At 69.2% G+C, this 18,972-nt stretch carries 21 protein-coding genes; 8 read left to right on the forward strand and 13 right to left on the reverse strand.

What is annotated here, in order from left to right; translation table 11 throughout:
* Positions 1 to 28 precede the first annotated feature (28 nt).
* Positions 29 to 1,330, forward strand: a complete 1,302-nt coding sequence (gene rlmN / locus GLO27_RS13725; protein ID WP_029267826.1) for a 23S rRNA (adenine(2503)-C(2))-methyltransferase RlmN — start codon at positions 29 to 31, stop codon at positions 1,328 to 1,330.
* Here the strand turns inward: rlmN and GLO27_RS13730 are convergent.
* A complete protein-coding gene (locus GLO27_RS13730) occupies positions 1,279 to 1,902 on the reverse strand; it encodes an NAD(P)H-dependent oxidoreductase (RefSeq protein WP_021198296.1) in 624 nt (207 codons plus the stop codon). The two genes, rlmN and GLO27_RS13730, sit on opposite strands and share 52 nt — an antisense overlap.
* 65 nt (positions 1,903 to 1,967) lie before the next feature.
* Between GLO27_RS13730 and GLO27_RS13735 the strand changes: the two genes are divergently transcribed.
* Both GLO27_RS13735 and GLO27_RS13740 read left to right on the forward strand, forming a co-directional pair.
* Positions 1,968 to 2,540: a TetR/AcrR family transcriptional regulator gene (locus GLO27_RS13735; RefSeq protein WP_021198297.1), complete on the forward strand. Its 573-nt coding sequence runs from the start codon at positions 1,968 to 1,970 to the stop codon at positions 2,538 to 2,540.
* An 86-nt stretch (positions 2,541 to 2,626) separates the two neighbouring features.
* Entirely contained in the window at positions 2,627 to 4,267 is a 1,641-nt protein-coding gene (locus tag GLO27_RS13740) for a DUF4407 domain-containing protein (protein ID WP_021198298.1), read from the forward strand.
* Positions 4,268 to 4,307: 40 nt separating this feature from the next.
* Here GLO27_RS13740 and GLO27_RS13745 read toward each other — a convergent pair whose 3' ends face one another.
* The gene (locus GLO27_RS13745) at positions 4,308 to 4,616 is read right to left on the reverse strand and encodes a hypothetical protein (RefSeq protein ID WP_167255367.1); all 309 of its coding nucleotides are present in this window, start codon (positions 4,614 to 4,616) and stop codon (positions 4,308 to 4,310) included.
* A gap of 112 nt (positions 4,617 to 4,728) precedes the next feature.
* Here GLO27_RS13745 and GLO27_RS13750 point away from each other — a divergent pair, with 112 nt between their 5' ends.
* The 3 genes from GLO27_RS13750 to GLO27_RS13760 are packed head-to-tail and all read left to right on the forward strand — an operon-like array spanning position 4,729 to position 7,728.
* Complete coding sequence (locus GLO27_RS13750; protein ID WP_292776776.1) at positions 4,729 to 6,141, forward strand: PLP-dependent aminotransferase family protein; 1,413 nt, start codon at positions 4,729 to 4,731, stop codon at positions 6,139 to 6,141.
* Between the two features lie 10 nt (positions 6,142 to 6,151).
* Complete coding sequence (locus GLO27_RS13755; RefSeq protein WP_167255371.1) at positions 6,152 to 6,661, forward strand: hypothetical protein; 510 nt, start codon at positions 6,152 to 6,154, stop codon at positions 6,659 to 6,661.
* 53 nt (positions 6,662 to 6,714) lie between these two features.
* The gene (locus tag GLO27_RS13760; RefSeq protein WP_029267814.1) at positions 6,715 to 7,728 is read left to right on the forward strand and encodes an aldo/keto reductase family protein; all 1,014 of its coding nucleotides are present in this window, start codon (positions 6,715 to 6,717) and stop codon (positions 7,726 to 7,728) included.
* Positions 7,729 to 7,830: 102 nt separating this feature from the next.
* Here GLO27_RS13760 and GLO27_RS13765 read toward each other — a convergent pair whose 3' ends face one another.
* The 4 genes from GLO27_RS13765 to GLO27_RS13780 are packed head-to-tail and all read right to left on the reverse strand — an operon-like array spanning position 7,831 to position 12,314.
* Positions 7,831 to 8,751, reverse strand: a complete 921-nt coding sequence (locus GLO27_RS13765) for a carbohydrate ABC transporter permease (RefSeq protein ID WP_021198303.1) — start codon at positions 8,749 to 8,751, stop codon at positions 7,831 to 7,833.
* A complete protein-coding gene (locus GLO27_RS13770; protein WP_021198304.1) occupies positions 8,748 to 9,710 on the reverse strand; it encodes a sugar ABC transporter permease in 963 nt (320 codons plus the stop codon). The genes GLO27_RS13765 and GLO27_RS13770 overlap by 4 nt, the downstream gene beginning before the upstream one ends.
* A 3-nt stretch (positions 9,711 to 9,713) precedes the next feature.
* Positions 9,714 to 11,024 (reverse strand): sugar ABC transporter substrate-binding protein, encoded by a 1,311-nt coding sequence (locus GLO27_RS13775; RefSeq protein ID WP_021198305.1) that lies wholly within the window; start codon positions 11,022 to 11,024, stop codon positions 9,714 to 9,716.
* A gap of 54 nt (positions 11,025 to 11,078) precedes the next feature.
* Positions 11,079 to 12,314 carry an aminotransferase class V-fold PLP-dependent enzyme gene (locus GLO27_RS13780; protein WP_167255373.1) on the reverse strand — a complete coding sequence of 412 codons (1,236 nt, stop codon included), beginning with the start codon at positions 12,312 to 12,314 and terminating at the stop codon, positions 11,079 to 11,081.
* 165 nt (positions 12,315 to 12,479) lie between these two features.
* Between GLO27_RS13780 and GLO27_RS13785 the strand changes: the two genes are divergently transcribed.
* On the forward strand, positions 12,480 to 13,163 hold the full coding sequence (locus GLO27_RS13785; RefSeq protein WP_021198307.1) for an FCD domain-containing protein: 684 nt from the start codon (positions 12,480 to 12,482) through the stop codon (positions 13,161 to 13,163).
* Between the two features lie 19 nt (positions 13,164 to 13,182).
* Here GLO27_RS13785 and GLO27_RS13790 read toward each other — a convergent pair whose 3' ends face one another.
* The 6 genes from GLO27_RS13790 to GLO27_RS13815 are packed head-to-tail and all read right to left on the reverse strand — an operon-like array spanning position 13,183 to position 17,451.
* Positions 13,183 to 13,698: an ACT domain-containing protein gene (locus tag GLO27_RS13790; RefSeq protein ID WP_167255375.1), complete on the reverse strand. Its 516-nt coding sequence runs from the start codon at positions 13,696 to 13,698 to the stop codon at positions 13,183 to 13,185.
* A gap of 23 nt (positions 13,699 to 13,721) precedes the next feature.
* Positions 13,722 to 14,780 (reverse strand): PLP-dependent cysteine synthase family protein, encoded by a 1,059-nt coding sequence (locus tag GLO27_RS13795; protein WP_021198310.1) that lies wholly within the window; start codon positions 14,778 to 14,780, stop codon positions 13,722 to 13,724.
* A 42-nt stretch (positions 14,781 to 14,822) separates the two neighbouring features.
* The gene (locus GLO27_RS13800) at positions 14,823 to 15,179 is read right to left on the reverse strand and encodes a hypothetical protein (protein ID WP_031206674.1); all 357 of its coding nucleotides are present in this window, start codon (positions 15,177 to 15,179) and stop codon (positions 14,823 to 14,825) included.
* 43 nt (positions 15,180 to 15,222) lie between these two features.
* Positions 15,223 to 16,035, reverse strand: a complete 813-nt coding sequence (locus GLO27_RS13805) for a GntR family transcriptional regulator (RefSeq protein WP_021198312.1) — start codon at positions 16,033 to 16,035, stop codon at positions 15,223 to 15,225.
* Positions 16,035 to 16,439, reverse strand: a complete 405-nt coding sequence (gene rbsD / locus GLO27_RS13810) for a D-ribose pyranase (protein WP_021198313.1) — start codon at positions 16,437 to 16,439, stop codon at positions 16,035 to 16,037. The genes GLO27_RS13805 and rbsD overlap by 1 nt, the downstream gene beginning before the upstream one ends.
* A 37-nt stretch (positions 16,440 to 16,476) precedes the next feature.
* Complete coding sequence (locus GLO27_RS13815) at positions 16,477 to 17,451, reverse strand: ribokinase (protein ID WP_021198314.1); 975 nt, start codon at positions 17,449 to 17,451, stop codon at positions 16,477 to 16,479.
* A 118-nt stretch (positions 17,452 to 17,569) separates the two neighbouring features.
* Between GLO27_RS13815 and GLO27_RS13820 the strand changes: the two genes are divergently transcribed.
* Positions 17,570 to 18,232 carry a transaldolase family protein gene (locus tag GLO27_RS13820; protein WP_021198315.1) on the forward strand — a complete coding sequence of 221 codons (663 nt, stop codon included), beginning with the start codon at positions 17,570 to 17,572 and terminating at the stop codon, positions 18,230 to 18,232.
* A gap of 28 nt (positions 18,233 to 18,260) precedes the next feature.
* Here the strand turns inward: GLO27_RS13820 and GLO27_RS13825 are convergent, their stop codons facing one another.
* Entirely contained in the window at positions 18,261 to 18,938 is a 678-nt protein-coding gene (locus GLO27_RS13825) for a FadR/GntR family transcriptional regulator (protein ID WP_021198316.1), read from the reverse strand.
* Between the last annotated feature and the right edge of the window lie 34 nt (positions 18,939 to 18,972).

Raw genomic sequence — 18,972 nt, forward strand, 5'->3', positions numbered from 1 at the left:
CCATCCGCCACCGCGTACCCTGGAGGGTATGACCGAGACTCCCCGCACGCGCGAGACGCGCCCCGCAGCATCCGCGTCCGCCCCGCAGGGACGCCCCGCCCAGGGGAAGGTGCGCGAGACCAGGAAGCCACAGGTGCGCCCTGCCACCGAGGGATGGACCCAGCAGAAGGACGCCGAGGGGCGTCCACTGCTGCAGTTCGCGAGCCCCAAGCGCGGCAAGCCGCCGGTGCACCTGGCCGACCTCACGCCGGCCGAGCGCGTCGAGAAGGTGAAAGAGCTCGGCCTGCCCGGCTTCCGTGCCAAGCAGCTGTCGACGCACTACTTCCGTCACTACACGTCGGACCCCGAGCAGATGACCGACCTCCCGGCCGACACCCGCGAGCAGCTCGTCGCCGGGATGCTCCCGCCGCTGCTCACCGAGGTCCGCCGCCTCGAGACCGACCGCGGCGACACGATCAAGTTCCTGTGGCGCCTGCACGACGGCGCCCTGGTCGAGTCGGTTCTCATGCGCTACCCCGGCCGCATCACGCTGTGCGTGTCGAGCCAGGCCGGCTGCGGCATGAACTGCCCGTTCTGCGCGACCGGCCAGGCGGGCCTGACCCGCAACATGTCGACCGCCGAGATCATCGAACAGATCGTGCGCGCCAACCGGCTCATCGCCGAGGGCGGTCTGGGCGGCAAGAAGTCCGACGACCACAGCATGGAGCGCGTCTCGAACATCGTCTTCATGGGGATGGGCGAGCCGCTCGCCAACTACAAGCGCGTGATGGATGCGGTGCGCTCGATGGTCGCTCCGCAGCCGGACGGGCTCGGGATGAGCGCCCGCGGCATCACGGTCTCGACGGTGGGCCTGGTGCCCGCGATCAAGAAGCTCGCCGACGAGAACATCCCGGTGACCTTCGCGCTGTCGCTGCACGCCCCCGACGACCACCTGCGTGACGAGCTCATCCCGGTGAATTCGCGCTGGAAGGTCGACGAGGCCCTCGACGCCGCCTACGACTATTACGCCAAGACCGGTCGCCGCGTCTCGATCGAGTACGCCCTGATCAAGGACATGAACGATCACGCCTGGCGTGCCGATCTGCTGGCGGAGAAGCTCAACCAGCGTGGACGCGGCTGGGTGCACGTGAACCCGATCCCGCTGAATCCCACGCCGGGCTCGATCTGGACGGCGTCGGAGAAAGACGTCACGAACGAGTTCGTGCGCAGGCTCAACGACGCCGGCATCCCGACGACTCTCCGCGACACCCGCGGCAAGGAGATCGACGGCGCCTGCGGTCAGCTGGTCGCCACGACCGAGGATGAGGCCGCCTCCGCCGCGATGGCCTGAGGCCGGCCGGCACGGCGGGCGTCGACGGCGCCGAGGTGCTCGGCGCGGTCGAGCCACCGGGAGATCGTGGTCTCGCTCGCATCCTTCACGCCGAGCATGCAATGGGTGCGCACCGAGCGGATCCCGCAGAAGCGCATCGTGCCTCGGGCGACGTGGGTCTGGGCGGGCAGCCCCGTGAAGGGTGTGAAGTACCAGGGCGTGTCCGCGAGCAGCAGCAGCCTGCCCCGTCGCGCGGGCAGCAGTCCCTCGACGAGCCCGAGCTTCGTGTAGCGGTACTCCTGCTGCGGCAGCAGGGCGCGGTCGAAGAAGCCCTTGAGCAGCGCGGGCACCGACCCCCACCACAGCGGCGTCGCGATGACGATCGTGTCGGCGTCCTGCAGCGCGCGCTTCGCCTCGACGAGGTCGGGCTCGAGCGTCATGCGCTCGCGGTAGCCGAAGCGCAGGTTCGGGTCGAAGCCGAGGTCGCGGAGGGCGAGCACACGGGCGTCGCCGTGCCCTGCGGCGTAGCGCTGGGCGAGAGCGGCGGTCAGGGAGCGGGCGTCGGGGTGGCCGTCGATCACGAGAGCGGGCATTTCCGGTTCCTATCTGGACAGTGTCAAGCTGGTGGACACTGTCAAGATAGGAGAGGATGTTGCTCATGTCAAGTTCCAAGGACGGGTACCACCACGGCGATCTCGCCCGTGCTCTGGAAGACGCCGCCATGCAGCTGCTGGAGCGGATGCCCGCGGCGGAGATCAGCCTGCGCGAGGTCGCCAGGGCCGCGAACGTCAGCCACAACGCCCCGTACCATCACTTCTCCGACCGCCTGGGACTGCTCAAGGCGATCGCCGAGCGCAGCATGGCCGATCTCCTGGGCCAGGTGAGCACCGCTGCCGTGAAGGCCTCGACCCCGCGGGCCGCGCTCGCCGACGGGGGCTCGGCGTACATCCGCTTCGCCGTCGAGCACCCGCACGCGTTCGACGCCGTCTACGATCCGACGGTCTGCGTGCCCGGATCCCCGACTCCCACCATGGCGCCGTTGATCGACGGGCTCGAGGCGGTGCTCGCCGAGGGGGCGGCGGCAGTCGGCCTCGATCGACCGACAGATGTCGTCGCGCTGTGGGGACTGATCCACGGGCTCGGCACGCTCGCTGCGGCAGGCCACTTCACGCTCGAGGACGGACTGTCGGCCTACGCCGCGGCCCTCGATCGGCTGCTTCCCGCGGAGTGATCCGTCACGGTTGCGTCGTCCAACCTGTGAGTCGCTCAAAGCACTCTTCCACGCGATGCACAGGCGAGGTTTCGTAGATTGTTCGAATGCCCTATTCCGCCCATCGACCGGGTCGCTACGACTCGCAGGGTCGGATCATCCTCGACAGCGAACCCGACGCCGTCACGGATGACCTCGACTTCCTGCGTGAGTTCGAGCCCACCGGCACCGACCACGCCACCCGTGAGGTGCCCGAGTCCGTGCCCGCAGAGACGACCCCGATCGCCGACGCGATCGCCGCGGACGATTCCGCCGCCGAAGAACCCGCTCCGGTGAAGCCGCCGCGGGAGCCGCGCATCCGCCGTCCCCGCGCGAAGCGCGCACCGCGCACTCCCGGTTCGCGCGCGCGAACCCTCGCGATCCTCGGCGGTGCGGAGGGCGAGATCCTCGACCGTGTTCCCGGCGAGACCCCGCGCTTCGTGCAGATGTTCTTCGTGCTCGCCGGCACCGCGCTCGTCTCGGCGATCTCGATGCTCTTCGCGCTCACCACCGGGGTGCAGGCGGCCGTCTGGTTGGCCGTGCCCCTGGCGCTCGTCTGGGCGCTCATCATCTTCAACCTCGACCGATTCCTCACATCGACCATGAGCTCGACCAGGAACGTCTGGCGCCTCATCGGCCTTGCGATCCCGCGCGTGATCATGGCCGCGATCATCGGCTTCGTCGTGGCCGAGCCACTCGTGCTGCAGATCTTCCACAACGACATCGCCCGCGAGGTCGCCTCCACCAACATCACCCAGTCGCAGTCCGACCAGGAGGCGCTCGAGAACGGCCCGGAGAAGATCGCGCTCGACGCGGCATCCGCCAAGGTCGCCGAACTCGAGAACCAGGCGGCGACCGGCATCGTCGCCGGCACCGACTCCTCGTCGGCGACCGAGTCCGCGGCTCAGGCCACGGTCGACGACGTGACCGCGAAGATGACCGCCCAGCAGGCCGTGATCGACCAGGCGCGCGTGCTGTACCAGTGCGAGCTCACGGGTGAGGGTGCCGGCACCGTCCCCGGCTGCACCGGCGTCAACGGCCAGGGCGCCAGTTCGGACGCCGCCAAGGCGCAGCTCGCCGAGGCTCAGCAGACTTACGACGCCCTCGCCGCTCAGCTGCGCACCGCCAACGAGGAGCTCGCCGCGGCCGGCACTGCGGCGAAGGAGAACACCTCGTCGTCCGAGGCGCAGAACCGCGAGCAGGCGAAGTCGCAGCTGCCGACAGCTCGCGACTCCTACGATCAGGCGCTCGCCGCGTACAACGCCCGCGCCGATGCGGTCGCGCAGGGCAACGCCGGAGCGGTCGGCCTGCTCAGTCAGATCAGCGGATTGAACCGGCTGAGCGAGAAGGAGCCCTCGATCCTGTGGGCGCACATCCTCATCGCCGCGCTGTTCTTCATGATCGAGCTGCTGCCGGTGCTGGTGAAGGTGCTCACGAGCTACGGTGATCCGAGCCTCTACGAGAAAGCCGCCGCGATCCGCAAGCAGGTCGCCCTCGACAAGGTGACGGCCGAGGGCTTCCGAGACCGTGCGCAGATCGTGACGGATCAGACCCAGGGGATACAGGCGGAGGCCGGCTCCGGTGAGCCGCAGACGCGTGCGGAACGCCGAGAGGCGGCCGAGGCGCAGGAGCGGGAACGGGCGGAGAAGCGCGCGCAGGCGCAGACGCTCGAGGAGCAGGAGCAGCTCGTTCGCCCGACGATCGGCTGAACCGGGCATCGCGGTGCGGCGAGGCTGCGCGAGGCTCCGGTCAGGCGGGTTGGGGAATCCGCTCCGGCATCCGTGGCGCCTGCTGCAGGGAGAGCTCGCCGACCCGGATGCTTCCCCGCACCGGTTCGTCGCGGACGGCGGCGGCGATCGAGCGGATCAACGCCACGGTCGACGGGGTGCGTGCCCAGCGCGCCCCGGTCATCAGCGCCTCGATGCGGGCGAGCGGATGCTGAAGCATGACATCGTGCTGGCGGACATCATCGCTGAGCCACTCCAGGAGCTGCGCGATGGTCCAATCGGGATTGATCGGTCCAGTCTCTGCAGGACGGCTGGCGAGATGCGTGTTCATTGGTCCAGAATCGGTTCTCATGAGCGTGAAGGACAGGGCCAATAGCGGGCCAATGGATCAGGTATCGGCCATTCCTGCGGTACGAGCGGCATCTCTCGTCCACGCAGGTGACGTGTCCTCGGAGGCGCTCTCGGCGCGGCTCGGCCGCTGGACACAGGGAGACGGCACTCTCGCCGCCCGGCTCGCGCGAGGCATCGAGGGTCTGATCGCAAGTGGAGAGCTGCGCCCGGGGGACCGGCTGCCCGCGGAGCGCGCACTGGCAGCGGCAGGGTCCGTCTCGCGCGGCACGGTCGTCGCTGCGTACGGCGACCTCGCAGACCGCGGTCTCGTCGACCGGCGGCAGGGGAGCGGCACCCGCATCGCCGGGACAGCCGCAACCGCCGTGCCTGCCTCACGACCAGGACGCGGAGAGGCCCTCTTCTCGGCGCTGCCGAACGCGATCGATCTCCTGCGCACCGTGCCGCAGATCTCCGCCCTCGGGGTGCAGCTCATTCGCGATCACAAGCCGCGGCTCGACCTCGCCCTGCTGCCGGAGACCGACCCTGCGGGCCTGCCTGCGCTGCGCACCCTCATCGCCGACATGTACGCCGCCGAGGGAACACCGACCACACCGGAGCAGATCCTCGTCACGCACGGCGCGCAGCAGGCCATCAGTCTCGTCGTCAACGCGCTCGTGGGCCCAGGCGACATCGTGCTCGCCGAGGAGATCACTTGGCCGGGCGTCACTGATTCGGTCGGCCTGCGCGGCGGTTCGGTGCACGGCGTCCCGATGGGCGACGACGGTCTCGACGTCGACGTGCTGGAGCAGGCCCTCGCTCGTCTGCGTCCGGTACTCGTCGCCCTCAACCCGCATCACCAGAACCCGACCGGGTCGCGCCTGCCTGCAGCTGCTCGGCATCGGGTGGCCGCGCTCGCCGCGCAGTACGGCGTTCCGGTCATCGAGGATCGCGTGCTCGCCGGTATCTCCTTCGACGGGGTGGTGCCGCCCACGCTCGCCGCCGAGCGCGCCGACGCGCCCGTCATCGTGGTCGAGTCGGTGTCGAAGTGGGTGTGGGCGGGCCTGCGGATCGGCTGGTTGCGGGCGGACCCCGTGCTCGTACGGCGGCTGCGTGGCGCGCGTCAGCTCGCCGACCAGTCCACCAGCGTGCCGGGTCAGCTGCTCGCTCTCGATCTGATCGCCCGCGCCGACGACCTGCGCCGCGCGAACAGCCGCATCCATCAGGAGCGGCTCCGGCTGCTGCAGCGACTGATGGCAGAGCACCTGCCCGACTGGACGGTCGAGCCGCCCCGTGGCGGGCTGTCGCTATGGGTGCGGGTGCCCGTGGGGTCAGCAGCAGCGCTCGCCCGAACGGCGGCCGCACACGGAGTCTCGATCGCCGGAAGTGCGGCGTTCGCCGTTTCCGCGTCGCCGGACGATCACATCCGCATCCCCTTCACCGCCCCCGACGACGTGCTCGCCGAGGGCATCCGCCGCCTCGGAGCGGCCTGGCGCGAGTATCGGGAGACTCTCGGGATGTCTTCCTAGGCTGACCCGCATGACTCGGATGCAGCGTCGGACCATGCGGATGCAGACGCTGTGGATCTCGATCGCCGGTGTGCTCGCCGTCACGATCTATGCTGCGCTCGCCGCGGTGCAGATCTTGGTGTGGACGCCGCTCGCGGCCGCTCCCGGGTTCACTCTCGACCAGATCCGAGCTGAGCTGAGCGGAGCGGGTGAGTCGCTCAACGCGCCGACGACCTTCATGATTCTCGGGGTGGGAGTCGTGCTCGCCCTCGCCCTCGGTGTGATCGCGATGACGTCGAGGGCCGCTCCGATGATCGCGGCTGCCGGCTTCCTGAGTCTGCTCATGCTCGGAGCCCCGGGCTTCTTCCTCGCCTCGTTCGCCCCGGGCATGGCGCTGGCCGATACCTTCATGATCTCGGCGGGCGTCTCCCTCCCCGGAGTGCGAGCGTTGTACATCATCAGCGCCTTCGCAGCAGCCCTGCTGATGCTCGGCGGGGTGGTCGCCGTGCTCCGGGCACGCGCCGCTCCTGCGTCGGCCTGACCTCTTCCCTCGCGTCCGGCCCCGTCATGGCGGGCAGCCAGTAGCGTTGATCCATGGTCAACTATCGCTATCTCGGCAACAGCGGTCTCAAGGTCTCGGAGATCACCTACGGCAACTGGGTCACCCACGCCTCGCAGGTCGGCGACGACGCCGCCGTCAAGACCGTCCACGCCGCCCTCGACGCCGGAATCACCACCTTCGACACCGCCGACACGTACGCCAACACGGCGGCGGAGGTCGTGCTCGGCAAGGCCCTGGAGGGGCAGCGCCGCGAAGGCCTGGAGATCTTCACGAAGGTCTACTTCCCGACCGGTCCGAAGGGGCCGAACGACACCGGCCTGAGTCGCAAGCACATCTTCGAATCGATCAACGGTTCGCTCGCGCGCCTCGGCACCGACTACGTCGATCTGTACCAGGCACACCGCTTCGACTACGAGACCCCGCTGGAGGAGACGTTCCAGGCCTTCGCCGACGTCGTCCGCCAGGGCAAGGCGCTCTACATCGGCGTCTCGGAGTGGACTGCGGAGCAGCTGCGCGAAGGGCACGCCCTCGCGAAGCAGCTCGGCATCCAGCTCATCTCGAACCAGCCCCAGTACTCGATGCTGTGGCGTGTGATCGAGGGCAAGGTCGTCCCGGCGTCCGAAGAGCTCGGCATCTCGCAGATCGTCTGGTCGCCGATGGCGCAGGGCGTGCTCAGTGGCAAGTACCTGCCGGGTCAGCCGGTGCCGGAGGGCTCGCGCGCTACCGACCCGCACAGCGGCGCCGACTTCATCAAGAGCTTCCTGCAGGACGACATCCTCACCGCCGTCCAGCGCCTGAAGCCGATCGCCGAACAGGCCGGACTGTCGATGCCGCAGCTCGCGATCGCGTGGGTGCTGCAGAACCCGAACGTGGCCGCGGCGCTGGTCGGGGCCTCTCGTCCGGAGCAGCTCGCCGAGACCGTCAAGGCCTCGGGCGTGACTCTCGACGCCGACACGATGGCGGCGATCGACGCGGCCCTCGGCGACACGGTCAACCGCGACGCCGAGAACACCTACTCGGTGTCGCCGAAGTCGCGCCTGGTCTGAGTGCCCTGATCTGACGCCGAGACCCATCGGTAACGTCGAGACCCACCCCCGCTGACGTACGCGCGGGTGGGTCTCGACGTTGGGCGTGGGTTTCGGCGACGGTCATTCCTTGACCGCACCCGCGGTCAGGCCCTGCACGATCCAGCGACTCGCGAGGGCGAACATCGCCATGGTCGGCAGGATCGTCAGGACCGCGGCGGCACTCATGGAACCCCAGTCGATGTTGAACGTCGAGATGAAGCCGTTCAGCGCCGACGGCACGGTGCGGTTCGCGTCGGTGTTCATGAGCACGACCGACAGGAACAGCTCGTTCCAGCAGTTCACGAAGTTGAAGATGAACGCCGCGATGATGCCGGGGGTCATCACCGGGACGAGCACCCGGAACAGAGCGCCGAGGCGTGAGCATCCGTCGATCATCGCCGCCTCTTCGAGCGCGTCCGGCACGTTCTCGAAGAAGCCGCGGAGCATGACGGTCGAGAACGGGATGCAGATCGCGATGTAGACGAGGATCAGCCCGGGTTTGGTGTCGACCAGTCCCAGGTCGGTCATCATCGAATACAGCGGGCCGAGCGCGATGAACGCCGGAATCATCTGCGTGAGCAGGAACGCGATCAGGATCGTCCCCTTGCCGCGGAACTCGAACCGGGCCAGCACGTAGGCGCTCAACAGGGCGATGAGGGTGGCCACGGCACCGCCGACGACCGCGACCAGGGCGGAGTTGCCGAGGAAGACGCCGAACGAGCTCTTCTGGAAGAGGCTGATGTAGTTCTCGAGCGACGGCTCGCTCGGCCAGTACTCGATCGGGAACCGGTTGATCGTCCCCGGCGACTTGATCGACGTCAGCGCGATCCAGTACAGCGGGAACAGCGTGATCACGAGCCAGAGGCCGAGGCCCACGACGCGGATGACACCGCCGACCGTGACACGCGGCTTCGGTCGCGGGGCGGATGCCGGGTCCGGCACGGTGATGCGCCGGGTCTCGGTGATCGAGGAACCTGTCCGCGAAGCGTCTGTCATGGTCATCGCTGCACTCTCCGCATCGCCATCAGGTAGAACGCGCAGAACACGAACAGGACCGCCATCACGATGAGGCCGATCGCGCTCGCGAAGCCGTAGTTGCCCTGCTGGGTGTAGTTGATCATCCAGGTCGTGATGATGTGCGTCTGGTTGGCGGGTCCGCCGTTGGTCATCGCGTAGATGATGTCGGGGAAGTTGAAGATCCAGATCACCCGCAGCAGGATCGTCAGCAGCAGCGTCATCGAGATGTACGGGATGATGATCGAGAACAGCTGCCGGAACTTGCCCGCGCCGTCGAGGCTCGCCGCCTCCAGCATCTCGTCGGGCACCGACTGCAGCGCCGCGAGGATCATGATCGCGAAGAACGTCACGCCGTACCAGACGTTGGCGACGATCACCGCGAACATCGCGAGCTTCGGATCAGCCAACCAAGGGAGCGGGGCGTCGATCAGCCCCGCCTTCATGAGCAGGTCGTTGACCACGCCGAACTCCGCGTTGAACATCCAGCGGAACAGCATGCCGATCAGGAAGCCCGACACCGCCCACGGGAAGAACACGAGCGCCTGGTAGAGGCCGCGGAAGCGGAACCTCTTGCGCAGGGCCAGGGCGATCAGGAATCCGATCACGAGCTGCGGCACGAGCGAGCCGACGACCCAGAGCACGGAGTTCCACGCCACGGTCGGGAAGGCAGGATCCCGGAACACCGCGAGGAAGTTGTCGAAGCCGACGAACGGCGTCGAGGTGAGGTCCCACAGGTTCCAGTCGTGGAAGGCCATGCGCGCGCCCTGCAGCATCGGCCAGTAGGTGAACCAGCAGACGAAGACGATCGCCGGCGCGAGGAAGGCCAGCAGCGTCCACGCCTGGCGGCCGCGGAACGGGCGTCGGCGGGATGCCGGGGAGGCCCCGGCGGCGGTCTGCTGCGAAGCAGTGCCGACGGAGCCTCCCTTCTGAGCGGTGCGGGCCACAGGTCAGCCCTTTTCCGCGGCGTACTTCTCGGTCCAGAACGCATCCCACGAGGCCAGCAGGTCGCTGGTCGACATGTTGCCCAGCAGCACGTTCTGCACGTCCTGGTCGGACTTCTGGATCCACTCGGTCCACCAGCTGACCCCGCGCGGCTGGCGCACGTTGACGTAGGTCTCCGGGTCTTCGGTCATGGTGACGTAGCTGGTCCACGGGCCGGACGAGTAGAACTCGTCGTCGGCGGCGGCCGTGATGATCGGCACCAGGCTGTTGGCCTGTGCGAACTCGGTGGCGGGCTCGGCGGACGACAGGAACTCGACGAGCTTGACGGCCGCCTCCTTGTTCTCGCTGTTCTCGGCGACGCCCCAGCCCGCGACGGCGAGTGGCTGCGCGGCCTTGCCCGAGGGGCCGACGAGCAGGGGAGCGGTGTCCCACTGGTCCTCGGTCAGCGAGGAGTCCTGCACGGTCGCGATGACCTCGGGGTCCTGCAGCAGGAACGCCGTGGTGCCGTTCGTGAAGCCGGCGACCATCTCGGGGTAGCCCCACGAGACCGCGGAGGGCGGGGAGGCTTCCTTGAACAGATCGAAGTAGTCGTCGACGGCGTCCTGTGCCTCGGGTGCGGCGAAGATGGTCGAGCCGTCCTCCATCAGGAACGCGTCGTCGACGTCGAGTCCGTCGATCGTGTACGCCTCGATCGCCGCGACCACGTTGCTGTTGGCGTTCTGACCGCCGCGGAAGGCGTAGCCGTAGATGTTGTTCGACGGGTCCTGGATCGTGCTCGCCTGCTCCAGAAGGTCCTTCCAGCTGTGCGGCGGACCGTCGAAGCCCGCGTCCTTCACCAGGTCGGTGCGGTAGAACAGCGACAGCCCGTAGAAGCCGTAGGGCACGAAATAGCTCTTGCCGTCGGCGGCGACCGAAGCGGACTGGGCGTTGTCGGTCAGCGCGTCCCAGCCGTCCCACTTCTCGAGGTCGGGGCCCAGGTCGTAGAGCCAGCCGTTGTTCGCGAACGGCCCGACCGTGATGTCACGCACCTCCAGCACGTCGACGCCCTTGCCGGACTGCAGCATCTGCTGGATCTTCGCGTCGGCCTGCTCGGTGGGAGGCGAGACGAGGTTGACCGTGATCTTCGGGTTCGCCTTCTCGAAGTCGTCGAGCAGCCCGCGCAGGAGCTCGGTGCGGGCGGGGTTGGTCAGGCTCTCGACCATCTGCAGGGTGACGGTGCCGTCGGTGGACGGGCCGGAGCTTGCGGAACAGCCGGTGAGAGCGAGGACGGCGACGGTGCCGAATCCCGCTGCGGTCGTCAAGATCTTGTTCTTCACGATGTGCCTCTCGGTGGGGTGGGGGTGGGTGTTGCGGTCGGGTGGGTGTTGCGGTCAGGGGACGATGAGGGAGTCGGCGGGACGGATGCCGGCCCGGCTCAGGATCTGCGGCACGCAGCGCTCGACGAAGGTCTCGTAGTCGGCGGCCTCGTTGTAGAGGTGGGCCGAGAGCCGGAAGTAGCCGACCCCGCGGAAGCTCGTGAACGCCGTCTCGACGCCGACCTCGTCGAGCAGGTCCATCCGCAGGGCGTCGGCCTCTTCGCGGGTCGCGCCGAGCCCGAGCGGAAGACGCACCAGTCGCATCGACGGCACCGGAGAGGGGAGTGGCGTGAGCGGATCCTCGTCACCGTACGGGCGCAGGGCTTCGGCGATCAGCTCGGCCCCGGCATCCGCGATCTCCGCCATGGCCGTGCGTGCCGAGGCCCAGCCGAACTCGCTCTCGATGAAGTCGATCGCGGTCGGGGTGGCCAGGTACGTGGTGGCGTCGATCGTTCCCTGCGTGTCGAAACGGGAGGGGTACGCCTCCCGCGCGGCCCACGAGTCGATGAGCGGCCAGAGCTCGTCGCGGTCGGCGGCGGAGGTCACCAGCAGGGCGGAGCCGCGCGGGGCGCACGGCCATTTGTGCATGTTCCCGAACCACCAGTCGCCACCCGCGACGGTGGCCGCATCCGGGATGAGGCCGGGGGCGTGGGCGCCGTCGACGAGCGTGCGCACGCCGCGCTCGGCTGCCGCATCGGCGATGCGTCGGGTGGGCAGCACGCGGGCGGTCGGGGAGGTGATCTGGTCGACCACGATCAGACGCGTGCGGGGGGTGAGCTCATCGGCGAAGAGCTGAACGATCTCGTCGTCGGAGGAGAGCAGCGGCAGGGCGACGGTGCGCACGCGCGCCCCGAACCGGCGGGCGAGGCGCTCGGCTCCCATGGTGATGGCGCCGTAGCCCTGGTCGGTCACCAGGATCTCGTCGCCGGCTTCGAGCTGCAGGGCGTTGTAGACGACGGTCGCGGCGGCCGAGGCGTTGGGCACGAAGGCGCTGTCCTCGGCGCGCGCGCCCACGAACGGGGCGGTGCGCTCGCGGGCCTCCTGCACGCGCTCGGCGATGCGCGGGAACCACTCGACGGGGCTGAGGTCCGCGCGGCGGCGCAGGGCGTCCTGGTGCTCGACGACGACGGACGGGACCGCGCCGAAGGATCCGTGATTGAGGTGGATCACCGCCGGGTCGAGGGGCCAGGCGTCGCGCGCTCGCATGCCGGAGTTCAGCGTGAACGGTGCGGGGAACAGCGGTGTGGGCATCAGTCCTCATCGATGAGTCGGGCGAGTTGTTGCACAACTTTGCCACATGCCGTGGAAAACTGCCACGAAAAGGTGAAGATGAAACATAGTTGTCATACGAGTTTCCTGCGAAGAGGAGTTCCGACAGACTTCACGAGGGGTGGGGGAGTGTCAGAGAGGATGACGATGAGCGCACTCGACACGGCGTTGCACGGGCTGCGGGCGCTGATCGCCGACGGTGCGCTGCGGCCCGGAGACCGACTGCCGAGCGAAGGCGAGCTCTGCGAACGTCTCGGCGTCTCCCGGGGGTCGCTCCGCGAAGCGATCAGGATGCTGGCCGCCCTCGGCGTGCTCGACACCCGTCACGGCTCGGGCAGCTACGTCAGCGAGCTGCGCGCGGCCGACCTGATCGGCAGTCTGTCGCTCACGGTCGGGCTGCTGCCGATGGCGGGCGTGCTCGAACTGACCGAACTCCGCCGCGTGCTCGAACCGCATGCGGCCGCGCTCGCCGCCGCCCGCATCGACGACGAGACCGTGGAGGCCCTGGACCGCGTGCTCGACGAGATCGAGGCGACCACCGACTTCGAGGCGCAGTCGCGGCTCGACCACGAGTTCCACATGGCGATCTCCGGCGTCGCGGGGAACGAAGCGCTGACCAGCCTGATCGACGTGCTGCGATCGCGGTCGCGGGCGTATCGCATCTCCGACCCCGAGGATGCGGCCGAGCTCAAGGTGCATTCCGATGCCGGGCACCGCGCGATCCTGCGCGGCCTGGCGGCGGCGGACCCGGTCGCCGCGAGTGCCGCGGCCTCCGCCCACGTCGCGTACACCGAGTACTGGGTGCGGCGGTACTCGGGGCTCGAGGACTGACGCGCGTCCTGCGGGCCGGTCAGCCGAGGGTGATATCGACCTGGATCTCGGCGGCGATGCGCTCGAGGTCGGCACGCAGGGCGTCGAGGTCGACGGAAGCGGGGACCTTCGCGGTCACCGACGCTTCGAACAGACGCCCTCCGGCCATCGCGGCATCTCGAGTCTCGGTGGCGAGCTCCTCGATGCTCAGGGCGTGCGCACTCAGCACGCCGGAGACCTCGCGCACGATGCCGGGGCGGTCGTTGCCGAGCACCTGGATCTCGAGCAGCTGATCGTCGTCGGCAGCCGCATCCGGAGTGCCGGTGAGCACGGCGAGCGTGAGGAGTCCCTGACCCTGCAGGCCGCGCAGTGCGGACGACAGCTCGGCCTCCCGGTCATCCGCGACCGAGACCTCGATCACGCCGGCGAACGTGCCGGCGAGCTCGGCCAGGGAACTGTTCTCCCAGTTGCCGCCGTGTGCATCCACGACATCGGCGACGGCGGCCACGAGGCCAGGACGGTCTGCACCCGCGACGGTGAGGATCAGAGTAGTCATGCGGCCAGCGTAGCCCGCAGCCCTCAGTCCCCCCAGACCCCGGACTCCAGGAACGTATCGAGGCGCGCGCGGTGCGGGGCGAGGTCCCAGCCTTGGGCGGCGACCCACTCGTCGGAGTAGTAGGTGCCGGCGTAGCGGACGCCGCTGTCGCAGATCAGGGTCACGACGCTGCCCGTCTCGCCCTCGGCCCGCATCCGGGCGATGAGCTGGAACGCACCGTAGAGGTTGGTGCCGGTCGAGCCGCCGGCCCAGTGCAGGGTGCGCTCGCGCAGCAGGCGGATTGCGGCGATCGACCCGGCATCCGGCACCTGGATCATCTCGTCGATCACGGTCGGCACGAACGAGGCCTCGACCCGGGGGCGGCCGATGCCCTCGATGCGGCTCGGGCGCCCGGCCGGCGGATCCACGGTCCCTGCCCAGCCGTCGTAGAAGGCCGAGCCCTCGGGGTCGACGACCGCGACCTTCGTGTCATGTCGGCGATACTTCACGTACCGGCCGAACGTCGCGCTCGTGCCGCCGGTTCCGGCACCCGTGACGATCCAGGTGGGGATCGGATGCCGCTCCTGAGCGAGCTGGCTGAACACGCTCTCGGCGATGTTGTTGTTGCCGCGCCAGTCGGTCGCGCGCTCGGCGAACGTGAACTGGTCGAGGTAGTGGCCGGTGCAGTCGGAGGCCAGACGTTGGGCCTCGGGCGACATGTCCTCCGCACGGTCGACGAAGTGGCACGTGCCGCCGTAGAACTCGATGAGGTCGATCTTCTCCTGCACGGTCGAACGGGGCACGACCGTGATGAACGGCAACCCGAGCATGCGGGCGAAGTACGCCTCGGACACGGCGGTCGATCCGCTCGACGACTCGACGAGCGTGGTGTCTTCGCGGATGCGTCCGTTGACCAGGCCGTAGAGGATCAGCGAACGCGCGAGGCGGTGTTTGAGGGAGCCCGTCGGGTGCACGGACTCGTCCTTGAGGTACAGGTCGATGCCCCACTCGGGCGGCAGCGGGAAGAGGTGCAGGTGCGTGTCGGCGCTGCGGTTGGCATCGGCTTCCAGCAGGGCGATCGCGGTGCTGGTCCAGTCGCTCATGCCCTCGACACTACCTGCCACTCGGCCGGGCGCCCTGGTCGATCACGCGGCGGCGGGACGCTCGGGGCCGAGGTGGGTGGAGGTCGGCTCGCCTGCCGCATCGCCCTTGAGCTCGATGAGGATGGTGTGCGTCAGCGTCGTTCCGGTGTTCTCGCCGGAATGACGCTGCGCGGGCAACCACACGGCCTGTCCCGCGGCGAGGACGGTGTCGAAGGAGCGGTCGCCCAGGCTGAGGCGGCGGGAGAAGCCGCTGAGGGTGACCAGAACGCTGTTCGGATGATCGTGCGGCGTCGTCTTGTCGCCGGGCTCATCGGTGTAGTCGAGCACGCGGACGTGCTCGTTCTCCCAGAGCGTGCGGTAGTGGTCGGGGTCGGTGAGGGTGGGATCGTCGGTGATCATGCGGTGACGGTACACCCGGCGCGGTACCGCCGACAGGGTCTCCTCAGCCGACCGTTCCGGCCGGGGAGGCCCCGCCGTCGCCGTCGACGTGCAGGAGCGATGCCTGAGACTGCTCCTGCTGCAACTGGAACTCGAAACGCGAACGGTCGCCGCGGTGATACGCGATGAAGTACTCGATGGGCGTGCCGTCGGCGCTGCGGCTGACGCTGCGTAGACGCAGCAGTGCCGAACCGGCGCTCACGCCCAGGTGCTGAGCCTGCTCGTGCGTGGCCACGGTCGCCTCCGCCGAGCGCACACCGTGCGTCGCGACGATGTCGTTGTCGGCGAGGAGTCTGTACAGCGAGCCCTCTGTGAGGTCGGCGCCGAGGGTGACGGATCCGACGGCCTCCGGCATCCAGGTCGTCGAGAGCGACCACGGTTCGCCGTCGACGTGGCGCAGACGCTCGAGCACGACGACCGGGGATCCGACCGGCACCTCCAGGGCGAGTGCGACCTCCTCGTCAGCCGTCGTCTGCTCGTGCCGCAGTACGTCGCTGTGCACATGTCCGCCGCGGCGCTCGACGTCGTCGTACAGACCGACGAGCGTGTGCACCAGGCTCTCACTGGTGCGGGGGCGGGAGACGAACGTGCCCTTGCCCTTCACCCGTTCGACGAGCCCCTCGTGCTCCAGCTGGGCGAGCGCCTGGCGCACGACGGTGCGCGAGATGCCGTAGCGCTCGCACAGGCGGTGCTCGCCGGGCAGCGGGTCGCCCGGCTGCAGGCCGTCGCGGGCGATGCCGTCGATGATCAGCTGGCGCAGCTGGTCGTACATGGGCGCGGCGGAGTGCCGGTCGATCGCGTCGTCGACGATGGCCATCAGTACGCCACCCCCGCGTGCAGGATCACGTTCGCGTAGGGGGTGAACTCGCCGGACCGCACGAACGCCCGTGCGCCGTGACTGAGCTTCTTGAACTCCACATGCGGCACGAGGTCGATCTCGAACCCCATGCCGGCGAACCGCTCGCGCAGTGCGGCCAGCACCTCCGGGCTCTTCTCGGCGACCTCGGCCGAGACCGTCGCCCCCTCGACCACCAGCTCGGCGAGCACGGTGTCGAGCACGTCGAGGAAGGCCGGAGCCCCCGGGCGATACGCCAGGTCGATGCGCTCGGATCCCGGGGGGATGGGCAGGCCTGCGTCGGTGACGACGATCAGATCGGTGTGCCCGGTCTCGCTGATCACGCGGGACAGCGCGGGATTGATCGTGGTGGCCGTCTTGCGCATGTGTCTCCTCGGTTCTCCGGATGCTCGGTTCGCAGGTTCAGCTCGCGACGGGTGCGGGGGCGTGCGCTGAGCTGCGCTCCGCCAGGAACGCGTCGACGTCGGCGCGGTGCGGAAGGCTCGGCGATGCCCCCTGCTTCGTGACCGCCAGCGCGCCGGCCGCGGTGGCCAGGCGCACGGCATCCGCCAGGGTGCTGCCGCTCGCGAGCGCCGCGCCGAGATAGCCGGCGTAGGCGTCGCCCGCGGCGGTCGTGTCGACCGCATCCACGGGGAACGGCGGGATCACGGATGCGCCCTCGGCCGTCACGACGCACGAGCCCTGGCCCGCGAGGGTGATCACGGCGGCGCCGACCCCCTGGGCGAGGAACCAGCGTCCGGCCTGCTCGGCCGACGCGGCATCCGTCACCTCGATACCGCTGATCAGCGTCGCCTCGGTCTCGTTGGGGGTGACGATGTCGATGCTCCGCCAGATCTCGGCGTCGAGCTCGGCGGCCGGGGCGGGATCGAGGATCACGGTCATGCCATGCTCGCGACCGCGCGCGGTGATGTGGGCGGTGAGCGCGGAGGGCGTCTCGAGCTGGGTGAGCAGCACCGAGGTCGTGGGGGCGAGGGCTGCGAGCGCCTCGTCGATCTGCGCGGCGCTGAGGGCGGCATTGGCGAGCGGAACCATGACGATGTCGTTCTGCGCCGACGAGTCGACGCGGATGTGCGCCACACCTGTCGGGCCGGGGACCGTGCGCAGGTGCGCGAGGTCGACGCCGGCCGCGGTCAGCCCGTCGACGACCAGGTCGTGGAACAGGTCGTCTCCGACGCAGCCGACGAAGCTCGTGCGCGCACCGGAGCGCCCGGCGGCGACAGCCTGGTTCGCGCCCTTGCCGCCCAGCATGAGCGTGAACTCGTCCCCGAGAATCGTCTCGCCCCTGGCGGGCAGACGCCCGGAGAAGGTGGTCACATCGGCCGTGACGCTGCCGACGATGACGACGCCGGTACGGTCCTCGGGGTGTGCGGGGGTCATCTCGCTCCTGATCTTCCTCGACGGCAGGCGTAGCCGACGCTTTGACAGACCGCGGTGGCTGTCATTACATTAGCCGAAACCGCACCTGTAACGACAGGTTGTCCGCGAGGAGACCCTGATGAACCCGATCGCGCCACGCCTGTACGTCGACAGCGCCGACGTCGACCGTGTCTCCCGACTGCTCGCCGCTGGTGTGGTGCACGGTGTCACCACCAACCCGACCATCCTCGAACGGGGAGGCCGCACCGCCGCCGAGATCCCCGAGCTCTACGCCCGGTGGGAGTCGGAGGGGGCGCGCGAGATCTTCTTCCAGACCTGGGGCGGCGACACCGCGTCCTTCCTCCGCAATGCCGAGGGCATCCGCGCACTGGGCGACCGCGTGGCCGTGAAGGTCCCGGCCACGGCGGCGGGCTTCGCCGCCGCATCCGCTCTCGTGCGCGACGGCGCCACCGTGCTCGTCACCGCCGTGTACTCGGTCGCGCAGGCCCTCGCGTGCGCCTCGATCGGTGCGCAGTACATCGCTCCGTACCTCGGACGGATGCGCGACGCGGGCCTCGACGGCGACGCGACGATCGCCCGCATGCAGGAGGTGTGCGCGGGGAGCGACTCGAACGTGCTCGCCGCATCGCTGCGCTCGCCGGACGACATCACCGGTCTGCGCCTTGCGGGAGTGCCGTACTTCACCGCTGCGCCGGATGTGCTCGACGGGGTGCTCTTCCATGAGGTGAGCGACAGCTCGGCCGCCGAGTTCGACGCCGCGATGGTGCGCCTGGGCGCGTGAGCGCGGTCTGCTGAAGTCCGCAGGCGGGTCAGCTCGCCGCGGCCTGGCGCAGCCAGCGCTCCACGCCCGCGATATGCGCGGTGGCGAGCGAGGTCGCGAGGGCGGAGTCGTGCTGGGCGATCGCATCGGCGATGGCCCGGTGCTCGGACAGGGTGCGCTCGACCGCGCCGCCCTCGGTGAGGCCGCGCCACACGCGGGCGCGCACGGTCTGGCTGCTCAGATGCTCGATCAGACTCGCGAGGTACGCGTTGCCGGACATCGCGACGATCTCGCGATGGAACCGGATGTCGTGGTCGACCAGAGACTCGATGGTCACGGCCGCGTCGACCGAATCGACCTCGTCCTGCAGCTCGGCGATCTGCTCCTCCGTGCCGAGGGTGGCCGCCAGCCCTGTCGCCTGCGACTCCAGCATGCGGCGCACCGCGAAGATCTCGAGCATCGAGTCGTCGTCGTGCATGTCGACGACGAACGCGATCGCCTCCAGCAGCAGATGCGGTTCGAGGCTCGTCACGTAGGTGCCGTCGCCGCGTCGCACGTCGAGGACCCGGATGACCTCCAGCGCCTTGACCGCCTCGCGCATCGAGCTGCGGGAGAGGCCGAGCCGCTCGGACAGCTCCTTCTCGGGGGGAAGGCGATCGCCGGGGGCGAGCTCGCCCGCCACGATCATCGCCTTGATCTTCTCGATCGCCTCGTCGGTGACTGCCATGGCGTCATCCTAGCGATTGATCGGATGTCTCCGG

Origin of the sequence: Microbacterium sp. Be9, from assembly GCF_011754135.1 — a bacterium.
In the GTDB taxonomy this organism is placed as follows: Bacteria; Actinomycetota; Actinomycetes; order Actinomycetales; family Microbacteriaceae; genus Microbacterium; species Microbacterium maritypicum_A.